The sequence below is a fragment of the Bifidobacterium sp. ESL0825 genome, from assembly GCF_052606465.1.
In genome coordinates, this window is the sequence record NZ_CP199589.1 from 587,308 (window position 1) to 601,484 (window position 14,177).

Below are 14,177 nucleotides of genomic sequence, written 5' to 3' on the forward strand. Positions count from 1 at the left end.
TCAGCCCTCCTTCCTGGCGGCGGCCCGGATCTTGTCCTTGGTGTCCCGGTCCTGGGCCTGGCCGGTGCTCAGGGCGGCGATGAAGGCCTCCTGGGGCACCTCGACATGTCCCAGCATCTTCATGCGCTTCTTGCCGGCCTTCTGCTTCTCCAGCAGCTTGCGCTTGCGGGTGATGTCCCCGCCGTAGCACTTGGCCAGCACGTCCTTGCGCAGGGCGCTGATGGTCTCCCGGGCGATGATGCGCGACCCTATGGCCGCCTGGATGGGGATCTCGAACTGCTGGCGCGGGATCAGCTTGCGCAGCTTCTTGGTCATCATCACCCCGTAGGCGTAGGCCTTGTCCTTGTGGACGATGGCCGAGAAGGCGTCGATCTTCTCCCCCTGGATGAGGATGTCCACCTTGACCAGGTCGGCGGACTGGGTGCCGTCGGGCTGGTAGTCCAGGCTGGCGTAGCCCTTGGTCCGGCTCTTCAGCTGGTCGAAGAAGTCGAAGACGATCTCGGCCAGGGGCATCCTGTAGTGCATCTCGACGCGCTCGGGGCTCAGATACTCCATGGTCCCCATCTGCCCGCGATGGTCCTGGCAGAGCTCCATGACCGGTCCGATGAACTCCTTGGGGGTGATGATATCGGCGCTGACCACGGGTTCCAGAATCCGGCGAACCTTGCCGTCGGGGAACTCGCTGGGGTTGGTCACCGTGTGCTCGCTGCCGTCCTCCATGGTCACCTGATAGGTGACGTTGGGGGCCGTGGCGATCAGATCCATGCCGAACTCCCTGCTCAGGCGCTCGGTGACGATCTCCATGTGCAGCAGCCCCAGGAAGCCGCAGCGGAAGCCGAAGCCCAGGGCCACCGAGGTCTCCGGCTCATAGACCAGGGCGGCATCGTTGAGCTTGAGCTTGTCCAGGGCGTCGCGCAGTTCGGGGAACTGGGCGTTGTCGATGGGAAAGAGCCCGGAATAGACCATGGGCTGGGGGTCCTGATAGCCGGGCAGGGGCTCCTTGGCCGGGTTGGCCTCGGTGGTGACCGTGTCGCCCACCTTGGACTGGCTGACGTCCTTGACGCCGGTGATCACATAGCCGACTTCCCCGGCACCCAGGGCCTTGGTGGGTGTCATGTCGGGGCTGATCACTCCCAGCTCGATGGGGTCGTGCACGGTCGCCCGGCCCATCATGCGGATCTTCTGGCGCTCCTTGAGCTCGCCGTCCACCATCCGGATGTAGGTGACGATTCCCCGATAGGAGTCGTAGACCGAGTCGAAGATCAGAGCCCGGGCCGGGGCCTTGGGATCCCCCTTGGGGGCCGGCACCTGGTCCACGATGCGGTCCACCAGCTCACGGATTCCCTGGCCGGTCTTGCCCGACACCCGGAGCACCTCGTCCGTGGAGCAGCCGATCAGGTTGGCGATCTCCTCGGCATGCTTGTCCGGCTCGGCCGAAGGCAGGTCGATCTTGTTGAGGACGGGGATGATGGTCAGGTCATCCTCCAGGGCCATATAGAGGTTGGAGAGGGTCTGCGCCTCGATGCCCTGGGTGGCGTCCACCAGCAGAACCGCGCCCTCGCAGGCCTCCAGGGCACGGGATACCTCGTAGGTGAAGTCCACGTGGCCCGGGGTGTCGATCATGCCCAGGGTGTATTCGACGCCGTCCTTGACCCAGGGCAGGCGAACGGCCTGGGACTTGATGGTGATGCCGCGCTCCTGCTCGATGTCCATCCTGTCCAGGAACCGGTCGTGCATCTCGCGCTTGGGCACAATCCCGCTCAGCTGCAGGATCCGGTCGGCCACCGTGGATTTGCCGTGATCGATGTGGGCGATGATGCAGAAGTTGCGGATCAGCGATTGGTCGGTGAATCCTGGTTGGTTCTTGGCTTCCTGCACCGGTCTGCTCTCCTCACGTACGTCTGGTCTAACGATTCTAGACGATGCCCTGGGCCGAAGCGCCCGCCTATGGCGGATTCTTCTCCCGGTCGGGTGCTACTATGGTGGGTTGTCTGTACAGATACATTCATCGTTTGGAGCAACATTGGCAAACATCAAGTCGCAGAAGAAGCGGGTCATCACCAACGAAAAGGCGCACCTGCGCAACAAGGAGGTCAAGAGCGCAATCAAGACCTCCGTGCGTTCCGTGCGCAAGGCCGTGGATGCCGGTGACAAGGAGGCCGCTCAGGCTGCCTACCAGGTGGCCGCCCGCCGTCTGGACAAGGCCGCCGGCAAGGGTGTTATTCACCGCAACCAGGCCGCCAACCGCAAGTCCGGTCTGGCCAACGCCGTCAACGCCCTCTGAACCGGGTGCCCAGATGGGCCGGTGATCCAAGCGCTTGGGTCACCGGCCCTTCTTCGTATCCGGTTTCCGGTCGGAATCCTCGTCGGTGTGCTTGATGGTGACACTGATGTTCGACCGGCCACGCATCAGATGACGGATGGCCCTGGCCAGCTGGGCATCGTTGAGCGGCAGCCGGGCCGAGCGCCGGTCCACCGCCCCAGGCACCAGAATGTTGAATTTCACCGAGATGATGCGCAGGACGACCACCAGGGCCACGATGGCCAGGTCCAGGGCCATGTCGACCCGGGCCGGATAGAGCCCATGCTGCTGGGCGCGCGTGGAGGCCAGGGTCAGCATGCAGCCGATCAGGGAGGGCAATGCATACCAATGCTGGTCCTGGATGACCGCAGGCACCTGGTTGAGGAGGATGTCTCGCAGCAGGCCGCCAACCAGGGCCGTGGCCATGCCCATGAAGATGGCCGTCATGCCACCGGTTCCACTCATCAGCGCCTTGGCCGTACCGTTGACGGCAAAGGATCCCAGGGCCATGGCATCAGTGACCAGCATGGACCAGGTCATCCTGCTGATTTCAGGATGGGCGACAGCCACCACCAGGCCGGATGCCAGGGTGACGATGACTGAGCCCTTGTCGGTAATGCCGCTGGGCGGCACCTGACCCAGAAGAACGTCTCGGACCACCCCGCCTCCCAGGGCACTGATCCAGGAGACCAGCAGAATGGAGATGATGTCGTAGCCCTTGCGCACGGCAGCCAGGCCACCCGAAAGCCCGCAGCTGAAGATGCCCAGGTACTCGATGACCATGAAGATCAGGTTCCCCTCCAAGGCCGTCTTCATCCCGCGCTTCTCCTCCCGGAATCGTCCCGCACTCAAGTCTGTCTATAGATTAGCCAAGCACAGAGCTGAACAGGCCGGTGATGTGCGCAAGGCCACAAATATGAAGGAAGGCGACCCAAGGCGAAACGTCGCCCTGAAGTCGCCTTCCATCCAAGACCTGTCAGGCAGGAATGGGGTCAGCGCTCAGCAGACCTTCCACATCCAGTCGTGCGGGTCTTCGATCTCGCCCAGCTGGATGCCCAGGAGCTCGTTGCGCAGGTCCATGGTGACCTTGCCAGAGCCGCCGTCGGCCACCTGGACGTCGAAGTTCTCGGACTTGAAGCGTCCGATGGGGGTGATGATGGCGGCGGTTCCGCAGGCGAACACCTCGGTGACCTCGCCCGAGCGGATGTCGTCCAGCAGGGTGTCCAGGCGGATCATGGTCTCCACCACATCCCTGCCGTGATCCTGGGCCAGGGCGATCAGGGAGTTGCGGGTGACGCCGGGCAGAATGGTTCCGGTCAGGCTGGGGGTCTCCAAGTGGCCGTCCTTGTGGACGGTGAACATGTTCATGCCGCCCAGCTCCTCCAGGTAGGTCTTGGTGGCCGCGTCGACGAAGCAGACCTGCTCGCAGCCATGCTCGGCACCGCGGTTCTCACCCAGGAGGGAGGCCGCATAGTTGCCGCCGCACTTGGCAAAGCCGGTGCCGCCGGGGCCGGTGCGGAACCACTTGTCCTCCACCCAGATGCTGACCGGCTTGACGCCGCCGGCGAAGTAGGGCCCCGAGGGCGAGGCGATGACGCAATAGTCCACCGCATGCGGGGCGCGCACGCCCAGGAAGGGCTCGGAGGCGAACATGTAGGGGCGCATATAGAGCGTGTACTCGCGCCGCTTGGGCACCCAGGCCGCGTCACGGCGGACCAGGGCCGCAACCGATCCCAGGAAGTCATTGGGCTCAAGCGGAGGCAGGGCCAGACGCTTGGCTGAATTGTAGAAGCGCTGAGCGTTGGCATCGGGGCGGAAGAGCCAGATGGAGCCGTCGTCGTGGTAGTAGGCCTTGAGTCCCTCAAAGGCCTCCTGGGCGTAATGGAGCACCGAGGCCCCCGGATCCAGGCTGAGCGGTCCGTAGGGCTCAACCCTGCGATCATTCCAGCCGTCTTCCGAAGTCCAACCCATGTGGGTCATGTTGTCTGAGAAGAGCTGGCCGAAGGCGGGCTTGTCAATCAGCCGGGCACGCTCCTCGTCAGAGGCGGGATGATCGTTGGGAATGACCTTGAAAGCGTCCGCCAACTCATTGAGTGCCTTCGGGTCGTGATGTGATTGCTCTGCCATTGTCTACCACTTCTTCTTGCTGCTGTATTTGTTTGCTCGGGTGCAATGCTTATGGCGATGCCCGGTACCCGAACTATCGCATAGGCAGGCCTTGACCTGTTCAGCGCATTTCGCATAGTGACCGTCATAGGCAAAAAGGCCGCAGGATCATGATGATCCCACGGCCTTAGCAGCAAACGCCTTGGCAGTAACGAACCTCTGGGTTCACTCGCTCTGGGCGTCAGCCTCCGGAGCGGCTTGCGCATCGGGCTGTTCGGTCTCCTCAGTGGGGGCCGCCAGGCTCTCCTCCTTGGGGATCTCGACGGAGACGATGGATTCCTCCATATCGTCGATGATCAGCTCGGAGCCCTCGGGCAGCTTGACATCCTTGGCCAGGATCCTGTCGCCCTCGGACAGGCCCTCCACACTGATGTCGATGCGCTCGGGCAGGTTGGACACATCGGCCCGGACCTGCAGGTTCTGGGTGTCGATCAGGGCCACGGCAGCGCCCTTGGTCTCGCCGCTGACGAAGACGGGCACCTCCACGGTGACCTTCTCGCCTGCGCGGACCTCATAGAAGTCGATGTGCTCCACCTGGCGCTTGACCGGGTTGCGCTGCACGTCCTTGACCACGGCCGTCTTGGTCTGCCCGCCGAAGCTGATGGAGAAGAGGGCGTTGGCGCGGCGCAGGGCCAGAGTGGTCTCGCGCATGGGCAGCTTGATGTAGTCGGGCTGGGCGCCGCCGGCGTAGATGGTGGCGGGGATCTGCTGGGCCACGCGCATGCGGCGTGCCGCCCCCTTGCCGAATTGGTCGCGGACTTCGCCCTCGAGCTTAATTGTGTTAGCCATGTTGGCTTCCTTCCTTGAGTGGTTCCTCAAGACCGACCTGGGCCGGTCCTGGCGCATCGCCGCGTCGGATTCCGGACCGCCCATAAGGAAAGGCCGCCGATGATCCAGCCGAGTCGATAACGGAGGCCATGAAGCCTCCCTCGCCAAAGCAACGTGCCTACTTTAGCACCGGGCCCTCCCTTCTCCAAGTAGGCGGCTATTCTGGACATATCCCGCGATTATTGAAGGAGACAACGTGTCGTTACTAGCATCGGTCAAATCTTTTGTGGCACACCAGGTGGGTCATGGGGAGGGACCGACTGGCGAACAGGCCGCGGATCCGTCAGGTGCCGCCCAGGAAGCCCTCGCCCTGCCCAATACGCATTTCTGGTCAGCTGACTACGCCACCACCACGCGCATGGATCCGGCCTCGGGACTGCTCTCGGCCACCACCGCCGGCATGGGACCGGTGCCTGACGACATGACCGTCTATGACATCTACGCTGATCGGGCCCGCCGGACCCCCGACCAGCCGGTCCTGCACTTCGTTGAAAACGGCAGCTGGACCTACCGGACCGGCCGAGAGATCCTGCACGACATCAGGACCACCGCCAAGGGCTTCATGCACTACGGGCTGAAGAAGGGCGATGCCGTGGCCTTCATGTGCAGGACCAGCTATGAGTGGGACATCGTGGATGCCGCGGTTCTGTCCATCGGCGGGATCATCGCCACCATCTACGACACCGATTCGGCCGAACAGATCCGATTCATCGTCAACAACTCCGACGCCAGGCTGCTGGTGGTGCAGACCACCGAGATGCGCGCCAAGGCCGAGGGGGCCGATAAGGACTGCCCCACCCTGGAGCGGATCGCCTGCCTGGAGTCCGGGGCCCTGCAGGAGCTGCAGGCCTACGGGGAGTCGGTCAGCGACGCCGAACTCGACGAGCGGATCAACTCCATCCGCAAGACCGACCTCTGCTCCATCGTCTACACCTCCGGTTCCACAGCGGCGCCCAAGGGCGTGGAGATGACCCATGAGCATTACTGCCAGCTGGCCAGGAACCTGAACGCCTTCATCCCCAATCTGACCCACGACCCGGATGGATCCATCCTGCTCTTCCTGCCCCAGGCCCACACCTTCGCCCGGGCCATCAGCTACGGGGTCGTCTACGGAACCATGCAGGTGTACATCTCCTCCGGGCTGGCCACCCTGCTGTCCGACCTGCAGGAGTCCAAGCCCACGGTCATCATCGGCGTGCCCAGGGTCTTCGAGAAGGTCTACAACGCCGCATCCCAGAAGGCCGGGCATGGCATCAAGGGCAGGATCTTCAACGGGGCGGCACGGGCGGCACGCACCTACATGGAGGACATCTCCCGCAAGGGCTGGCCGACCAAGCGCAGCGCCCTGCGGCGAGCCATCTATGACCCGCTGGTCTACGCTTCCCTGCGCCAGGTCTTGGGCGGACGGGCCAAGTGGATCGTCTCCGGAGGCGCTCCCCTGGATCCTGAACTGTTGGGGTTCTTCCGTGGCGCCAATGTTCCGGTCTATGAGGGCTACGGCCTGACCGAGACCACCGCACCCTGCGCCTTCAACCCCCTGGGCACCCCCTACCACCGGGGCTCAGTGGGCATCCCCTTCCCGGGATTCACCATCCGCATCGCCTCGGACGGCGAGGTGCAGATCAAGGGCGTCTGCGTATTCCACCGCTACCACAAGAATGAGGAGGCCACTCGTGCATCCTTCACCGAGGACGGCTGGTACGCCACAGGCGACCTGGGCCGGCTCTCCCGAGACGGGTTCCTCTTCCTGACCGGGCGAAAGAAGGATCTGATCATCACAGCTGGCGGCAAGAACGTCTCCCCCAGGCCCATCGAGGAGGTCATCGAGCGCTCCGAGATCGTCTCCCAGGCCCTGGTTCTGGGCGACAAGCGCCCCTTCATCTCGGCCCTGGTCACCCTGAACGAGTCCGCCCTGCGGCCCTGGCTGGCATCCAAGGGACTGGATCGCAACATGTCCCTGCAGGAGGCGGCCCAGAACGCCGTGGTCCGGGCCGAGGTCCAGGAGTATGTGGACCGGGCCAACGAGGGCGTCTCCCGGGCCGAGTCAGTGCGCAAGTTCATCATCCTGCCCGAGGAGTTCACCCAGGACAACGGGCTGATGACACCATCCATGAAGGTGATCCGGCCCAAGGTCATCGAGCGCTACGCCGACCTTCTGAACACCCGGATGTACACAGCCAAGCGCACCCCGGCACCCCGCCGCTGAGCAGGATCAGAACCCCAGGCGCTCCAGCTGCTTGGGGTCGGTCTGCCAGTTGCGGGCCACCTTGACATGCAGATCCAGCCGGACCTTGCGACCCATGGTCCGGTTGACGGCGGTGCGCAGCTTCTTTTTCACCCGAACCAGGTGCTCGGCCCCCCGTCCAATGACGATGGGCTTCTGGGAGTCGCGCTCTACATAAATCCCTATATGGATGGTGTCGCGCCCGCCCTGAGGATCCGGATCGATGGACTCCACGCGGACGGCCAGGGAGTGGGGCAACTCGTCGTTGAGCTCCTCCAGGTAGGCTCCGCGGACCAGTTCGGCGATCATGTCTTCGGGACGTTCCTCGGTCAGCTGGTCGTCAGGGTAGAGCTGAGGGCCCTCAGGCATGGCATCCATCAACACCTGGGCCACCTCGTCCACGTTGTCAGCTTCCAAGGCGCTGACCGGAACAATCTGGGAGAAGTCGGCAAAGGCGCCTATCTCCAGGAGCTTGTCCACCAATTGACCCTTGCTCAGCTGGTCAATCTTGGTCACCACGGCGATCAAAGGCTTTCGCCAGATCCACTTGCCCTTGTCCTTGCGGGCGAACTCGGACCGAAGCCGGCTCAAAATGCGGCGATCGCCGGGGCCAATGGCCTGGTCGGCAGGCAGCAGGAATGCAATGGCATCGACATCCGACAGGGAGGCTTCCACCACGTCGTTGAGCCGCTGGCCCAACAGGGTGCGCGGACGGTGGATGCCCGGTGTATCCACCAGGACCACCTGGGCCTCGGGACGGGTCATGATCCCCCGGATAGCCTTGCGGGTGGTCTCCGGCCGGGAGGAAGCTATGGCGATGGGTCGGCCAACCAGGGCGTTCATAAGGGTGGACTTGCCCACATTGGGTCGGCCCACTACTGCCACGAACCCCGATCGGTGGGCCGGTGCCTTGGCATCGCTCTGTTCTTCCTTGGTCATGAATTCTCCTGACTGTCCTGCTCGGGTTGATCCCCGTCGGCCTGTTCTTCTTCTTGTTCCGCACCGTCCTCCAGGGCGATGCTTGATCCGTTGGCTGGCTCGACCACGATGGTGGCGATCTTCTTGCGGCGGCCGACCGCCTCGCCTGCGGTCAGCCTGATTCCGCGTGTCACCGCCGATGCGCCCGAGACGGGCACTGAACCAAGCAGCTTGGTCAGCAGGCCATAGACTGTGTCCACATCGTCCTCGTCGATGGTGATCTCGTAGAGCTCCTCCAGGTCGGTGATGGGCGTGCGGACCGGCAGTTGCCAGGTGTGCGGGCCGATCTGTTTGGGCTCATCGTGCTGGACCCGGTCGTGCTCGTCCTCCAGCTCGCCCACGATCTGCTCAATGGCATCCTCTATGGTGACCAGACCGGCGATGCCCCCGTACTCGTCCACGACCACGGCCAGGTGGTGGCGGGAGCGCTGCATGTAGTGGAAGAGGTCGTCCACCGGCTTGGATTCAGGTACCAGAACCGGCCGGCGAATGATGGAGGCGACTGATCTGTCGCCCTTGCGGTTGAAAGCCAGGGCGCGGACCACGTCCTTCAAGTAGACGATGCCGACCAGGTCATCCACGTCGTCCCCAATGGCGGGAATGCGGGAGAATCCCGACCGGGAGAAGAGCTTCAGGGCCGAATCCAGGCTGGCATCCTTGGAGATGCAGATCATGTCGGTGCGGGGAACCATGATCTCGCGCGTCAGCGTGGTCGACAGGGTCAACACGTTCTTCAGCATCTCGGAGATCTCGGGATCGAAGGCACCGGCCTCCACCAGTTGGTCGACCATGGCTCGACCCTGCTCGATCTGGATCTTCTCCAGCTCCTCGTCGTCGGAAAGGTCGCCGCGGTGGTTTTTGCGGGAGCGGGCTTCGGCCTGCCGCCGACGCTTGAAAGGCGTCAGAAGAACAGCCAGCCCGACCAGGCGAACATGCTTGAGCAGTGCCTCCATGGGCTGGCGGGACCGTCCATGAGGACCCAGGGTGACGGAGATGGCGGCCACCAGGACGGCCATGACCACTCCGCACAGCAGTTGCTCCCAGAGGGGCAGACCGCCAAGGGCAGCCATGCAGGCCATCAGGACACCGACCAGGATGTCACAGATGATGCGTACGTAGGCGCAAGCGCTGCCCGTCACCTGACGCTGGGAGATCAGACTCTGGGCCCGATGAATGCGGTCGATCCGCTTCATCCTGGAGAACTGGCTGAGCTCCTGGTCGGTCTGCAGGCCCAAAATCAGATTGTTGAGACTGGATCGGGTCACCCTGTTGAGCGCCCCCTGGGCCTCGGCCAGAGCCAGGGAGAGCACGACCAGAGCGATGGCGGCCAGAGCCATGACCACCAAGGCGACTATGGCCCGGTCACTCATGGGATCTGCCTCTCCGGTGGGCACCACGGCCATACCGCTCATAGATCTCCAGAGCGTTGGTGGCCCCGGCCGGCAGCCCGGCCTCCGCAATGGGCCCCTGCCTCAGGGCCAGAAAGGTCAGCAGCAGCTGGCGTTGCAGACCGAACATCTGCTCCTCCTGCTCCCTGCTGGTGTGGTCGTAACCCAACAGATGCAGGGTGCCGTGAATGGCCAGCAGCAGCATCTCCTCCATGGTGGAATGACCGGCTGCCAGGGCCTGCTGTGCCGCCACCCAAGGGCAGATGACGATGTCGCCCAGGATGCCCTCCTGCCGATGGTTCTCGTCGCCGGGGCGCAGCTCGTCCATGGGGAAGCTCATGACATCGGTTGGGCCGGCCAGGTTCATCCAGCGCTCGTGCAGCACCGCCATGGGCTCGGGGTCGTTGAAGATGATGGTCATGTCGGACTGGGTGCTCACCCGCATCTGGTCCAGCACCCATACTCCCAGGTCGGAGAAGGTCTTGGCATCGATCAGCCACTGGGTCTCGTTGGTCACTTCCACGCTCATGCCTGCTCCCGTCTCCGGCTGCGGGCTTGATCGGCACGGTCGTAGGCCCGGACAATCCGCCCGACCAGCCGATTGCGCACCACGTCGGCCGCCTGCAGGTGCACGAAGGCGATGTCGTCGATGCCGTGCAGCACCTGTTCGATGGTGGCCAGACCAGATGCAGGCCCGCCCAGATCCACCTGGGTGACGTCGCCGGTGATGACCATCTTGGTATTGAAGCCCAGGCGGGTCAGGAACATCTTCATCTGCCTGCCGGTGGTGTTCTGCGCCTCATCCAGGATGACGAAGGCATCGTTCAGGGTTCGTCCGCGCATGTAGGCCAGCGGGGCCACCTCAATGGTCTCATCTGCCAGAAGGCGGTGGAGCCGCGAGGTGCCCAGCATGTCGGCCAGGGCATCGTAGAGGGGCCGCAGGTATGGGTCCACCTTCTCATTGAGGGTGCCGGGCAGAAAGCCCAAGCTCTCCCCCGCCTCCACGGCAGGCCTGGTCAGAATAATGCGCCCGATGCGTCCGGCCCGGAATTCCTGAACCGCCTTGGCCACTGCCAGATAGGTCTTGCCGGTGCCTGCCGGTCCGATGCCGAAGGTGATGGTATGCGTTTCAATGGCGGCCACGTAGGCGGACTGGCCAGCGGTCTTGGGCCTGATCGGGCCCTTGGAGGCCTGGGTCAAGGGGCGGCGACGAACTGCAGCAGGGGCTGCCTGACTCGATAGGTTGTTGCCGTCCAGGGCGTTGACCCCCTCTGACTCTGCAATAGCCGTCTGCTGATAATTGCGGTCTGCAGGGATTCGATCCGCCGTTTTACGGCCTCTTGCCTGATGGTCTGCCGAGTTGGCAGCGACGGGCTTCATTGGATGGGAGTAATCGGTTGCGTCGGCGGTCCCCAAGCGTCGGTGGTCCAGTATTCGCCCCACCTGATCGGCATCCACAGGGACCTGATCTGCGGTCTGCATGAGTTCGGACAGCAGGTCACGGATCTGGGCCGCCTGAACGTCTCCCTGTCGATCCCGGGCCCTCAGCATGATCCGATTGCCCCGAACCAGGATGGAGACCGCTGGGAAGGCGCGCTCGATCCTTTCGATGACTGCATCCTCCGGCCCCAGCACCTGAACCGGGTCGATCCCCTCTGGAATCTCCAGGGTTCGCGTAGTTACCGCCACGGATTCCCTTCCTGCACGACGACGATGGTGAACACGGGCCTCACTCAGGCAACACCTGTCCGGTCAGAACGTGTGCGTGGACATGGAAGACCGATTGGCCGGCATCCGCTCCGGTGTTGAAAATCAGCCGGTAGGCTCCATGGAAGTCCTTGTCGGCGATCTGCTGCGCCAGCTGGACGATGTGGGCCAGAGTGTCGGGAGCGGCCTTGGCCAATTCGGCCACGGACGCGTAGTGGTGACGCGGGACGATCAGGACGTGGACAGCGGCCTTGGGGTTGGCATCCTTGAAAGCGTAGACGGTCTCATCCTCATAGACCTTTTCGCTGGGGACCTCCCCTGCCACGATTCTGCAGAAAATGCAGTCCTCCTGCCGATCGTCATCGCTCATGACCGCTCCTCACTGTTTGCCGACATTGCTGTTTTTGGTATTTTCGCTGTTTTCCATCTTATTGTCGAGGTTGTATATTGCGCGCGACTTCATGCGCTGGGCTCAGGGGCTGCTGACTGCCAGCGGCCCATCATGTCCGCCAGCAGGGTCAGGGCTACAGGTCCGGCCAGGGAAGCCCGGAGGATGTTGCCGCCCAGCCGGACCGGCAGAGCCCCCTGCCTCATCATGGCCTGAATCTCCTGATCGGCAATCCCGCCCTCGGGTCCCACAACCACAGCTACGGACGAACCGGCCGGCAGATTGTCTACACGTTTACGGACCGCATCCCATCCAAGGTCAGCATCCTGGTGCAGCATCAGGACCATACTTCCCTGGTCGGTCGCCTTCCGGCACCAAGAGGCCAGGCCATGGCTGTCCACCTTATTGAGCAGTCGAGGACGGTAGGTCCTCCGGCTCTGCTCGGTCGCGGCATCCAACGCGGACTGCCAGTGCCGGTCGTTGCGGCCCGGCCGCCATTTGGCTATGGACCGGTCAGCCTGCCAGGGCATGACCTGATCGACTCCGATCTGGGTGGCCATGTCGATGGCCTGCTCGTCCCTGCCGCCCTTGGCCAAGGCCTGGACCAGAATCAGTTCCTGCTCGGGTGGTGCCTGCCGCCCTACTGCGGTGACCTCCACCAGGCCGGTCGAAGCATCCCTGACCAGAGCGCTGATATGCAGTCCGTCTCCGTCGGAAAGATCCAGTTGGTCCCCGTTCTTTAGCCTCATAGAGCCCAGAGCATGGCGACGGATGCGCTCGGGCAGGGTCAGGCGCCAGCCGGTATGGAGCTCATCGCTGGCCAGTGGGGAATCATCGTGGTCGGGATCCAGCAGGAAGAGGGGTGCAGTCATGGTGTTAGGCTACAGCCCGCCGCCGAAAAGCGCTCTTCCGTGACGACACGCTCCCCCAATCGCCCAGTGCGCAATATCGTCTGAGATGCTATGATTATCTCCGTTGCGATTACGCACCTGTCCGGGTGGCGGAATGGTAGACGCGCTAGCTTGAGGTGCTAGTGCCTATATATATACAGGCGTACGGGTTCAACTCCCGTTCCGGACACTCGATTCCTTATCAATGGGGACTACAGGGATCTCCATCCTGCTCACATACTCATCGAAGTCATTGGACTCGTATTCGCCAATCAGACAGAATTCCAGAGGATCTCCGTCCACCCGGTAGCCCATGGTCTTCAGATCTTCGAGCATCTTGGCATGGATTTGTCTGCACCGGGTGAAACTGCCCGCGAAGGTGCAAGAGGCATAGGTGCCCGCTGGAAGATCGTAGTCACCACGGAACCCTGGATCGGGACAGTAGAGCAGGATGGCCTTGGGCTGGAACCAGCCCTTAAGCGGATGCGAGGCATCCACCTGATAGCAGGTCAGCGTATTGAGAATCTGCAGCGCCTCATGGTGCAATGCCGTGTAGTGGGCGAATGCAAAGGGAATCCGGTCATAGCCGATCATGTGGTCCGCCACCAGAGCGCAGTGACGCAGGGGACGGTGGACAATGACGGTCCGTGCCGGGGATATGGAGGTCATGGCCTGCGTATACTTTTGCAAGCTGCTCAACAGTCCCCGCTTGATCGAGGCCAAATACCGCATCTGGCTGTCCACATGTTCCACTTCCTCGTCAATCAAGGACAGGGTGGCGTCGAAGGTGCGATTCTCCAGGTAATGACCGATGCGGTCCAGGCTGAAATCCAGCTTCCGAAGGGCCTGGATGACGTTGAGCCGAGCGAAATCCTCCGGCCCATAGAGTCGATAACCGTTGACCGGATTGCGCCGGGGCACCACCAGCCCGATCCGCTCATAGTAATACAGGGTCTCTGTGGTGATGTCATACAAGCGTGCCGTCTGACGGATGGTGTAGCCCTCCTCCATCAGGCTTGCTGTTTCGTCATCCTTGACTTCCATAACTACCTCCTGCAAGGGTCTGGTCCGACCCTAAGGTTTTTCATGCCCCTCTCACCTGGACCTTTTATGGACGTGATCCATCATATCAGCCTAAAAACCTTGCTCTGCCAAGGTTTTGCCCCCTGTCTGCATCTTCAGATTCAAACTTCCGCAATGACCGTTTGCTCGATTTGACCCTCGTCTCACACCAGGCCATAGGGTGAAATTCATACAAGGTCGACGGGGACACAACCGCCGACCGAGCACTACCTCGCGGAAAGGA

13 protein-coding genes and 1 tRNA gene are annotated in these 14,177 nt (G+C 62.8%); 3 read left to right on the forward strand and 11 right to left on the reverse strand.

Annotation, left to right across the window (positions count from 1 at the left end):
* On the reverse strand, positions 1-1,878 hold the full coding sequence (gene lepA / locus ACUIAG_RS02580; RefSeq protein WP_101432419.1) for a translation elongation factor 4: 1,878 nt from the start codon (positions 1,876-1,878) through the stop codon (positions 1-3).
* Positions 1,879-2,023: 145 nt separating this feature from the next.
* Here lepA and rpsT point away from each other — a divergent pair, with 145 nt between their 5' ends.
* The gene (rpsT, locus tag ACUIAG_RS02585; RefSeq protein ID WP_015021872.1) at positions 2,024-2,284 is read left to right on the forward strand and encodes a 30S ribosomal protein S20; all 261 of its coding nucleotides are present in this window, start codon (positions 2,024-2,026) and stop codon (positions 2,282-2,284) included.
* 39 nt (positions 2,285-2,323) lie between these two features.
* Here the strand turns inward: rpsT and ACUIAG_RS02590 are convergent, their stop codons facing one another.
* From ACUIAG_RS02590 to ACUIAG_RS02600, 3 genes are all read right to left on the reverse strand, one after another.
* Entirely contained in the window at positions 2,324-3,118 is a 795-nt protein-coding gene (locus ACUIAG_RS02590; RefSeq protein ID WP_313841939.1) for a trimeric intracellular cation channel family protein, read from the reverse strand.
* A 183-nt stretch (positions 3,119-3,301) separates the two neighbouring features.
* A complete protein-coding gene (locus ACUIAG_RS02595) occupies positions 3,302-4,429 on the reverse strand; it encodes a branched-chain amino acid aminotransferase (protein WP_306220895.1) in 1,128 nt (375 codons plus the stop codon).
* A 204-nt stretch (positions 4,430-4,633) separates the two neighbouring features.
* On the reverse strand, positions 4,634-5,257 hold the full coding sequence (locus ACUIAG_RS02600) for a 50S ribosomal protein L25/general stress protein Ctc (RefSeq protein ID WP_445340065.1): 624 nt from the start codon (positions 5,255-5,257) through the stop codon (positions 4,634-4,636).
* 235 nt (positions 5,258-5,492) lie between these two features.
* On the opposite strand from ACUIAG_RS02600, the gene ACUIAG_RS02605 reads away from it, so the two are divergent.
* Entirely contained in the window at positions 5,493-7,502 is a 2,010-nt protein-coding gene (locus tag ACUIAG_RS02605) for an AMP-dependent synthetase/ligase (RefSeq protein ID WP_396176801.1), read from the forward strand.
* A 6-nt stretch (positions 7,503-7,508) separates the two neighbouring features.
* On the opposite strand, the gene era is transcribed toward ACUIAG_RS02605, so the two are convergent.
* The 6 genes from era to ACUIAG_RS02635 form a co-directional block, all read right to left on the reverse strand.
* Positions 7,509-8,459 (reverse strand): GTPase Era, encoded by a 951-nt coding sequence (gene era, locus ACUIAG_RS02610; protein ID WP_445340066.1) that lies wholly within the window; start codon positions 8,457-8,459, stop codon positions 7,509-7,511.
* Complete coding sequence (locus ACUIAG_RS02615) at positions 8,456-9,868, reverse strand: hemolysin family protein (protein ID WP_445340355.1); 1,413 nt, start codon at positions 9,866-9,868, stop codon at positions 8,456-8,458. The genes era and ACUIAG_RS02615 overlap by 4 nt, the downstream gene beginning before the upstream one ends.
* On the reverse strand, positions 9,861-10,415 hold the full coding sequence (gene ybeY, locus ACUIAG_RS02620; protein ID WP_101432424.1) for an rRNA maturation RNase YbeY: 555 nt from the start codon (positions 10,413-10,415) through the stop codon (positions 9,861-9,863). Before ybeY ends, ACUIAG_RS02615 begins: the two co-directional genes overlap by 8 nt.
* The gene (locus ACUIAG_RS02625; RefSeq protein WP_445340067.1) at positions 10,412-11,575 is read right to left on the reverse strand and encodes a PhoH family protein; all 1,164 of its coding nucleotides are present in this window, start codon (positions 11,573-11,575) and stop codon (positions 10,412-10,414) included. Before ACUIAG_RS02625 ends, ybeY begins: the two co-directional genes overlap by 4 nt.
* Positions 11,576-11,615: 40 nt before the next feature.
* A complete protein-coding gene (locus ACUIAG_RS02630; RefSeq protein ID WP_306220899.1) occupies positions 11,616-11,963 on the reverse strand; it encodes a histidine triad nucleotide-binding protein in 348 nt (115 codons plus the stop codon).
* An 89-nt stretch (positions 11,964-12,052) separates the two neighbouring features.
* Positions 12,053-12,853 (reverse strand): 16S rRNA (uracil(1498)-N(3))-methyltransferase, encoded by an 801-nt coding sequence (locus ACUIAG_RS02635; RefSeq protein ID WP_445340068.1) that lies wholly within the window; start codon positions 12,851-12,853, stop codon positions 12,053-12,055.
* Between the two features lie 119 nt (positions 12,854-12,972).
* On the opposite strand from ACUIAG_RS02635, the gene ACUIAG_RS02640 reads away from it, so the two are divergent.
* Positions 12,973-13,061, forward strand: a tRNA-Leu gene (locus ACUIAG_RS02640).
* Here ACUIAG_RS02640 and ACUIAG_RS02645 read toward each other — a convergent pair.
* A complete protein-coding gene (locus tag ACUIAG_RS02645; RefSeq protein ID WP_445340069.1) occupies positions 13,043-13,915 on the reverse strand; it encodes a MerR family transcriptional regulator in 873 nt (290 codons plus the stop codon). The two genes, ACUIAG_RS02640 and ACUIAG_RS02645, sit on opposite strands and share 19 nt — an antisense overlap.
* Between the last annotated feature and the right edge of the window lie 262 nt (positions 13,916-14,177).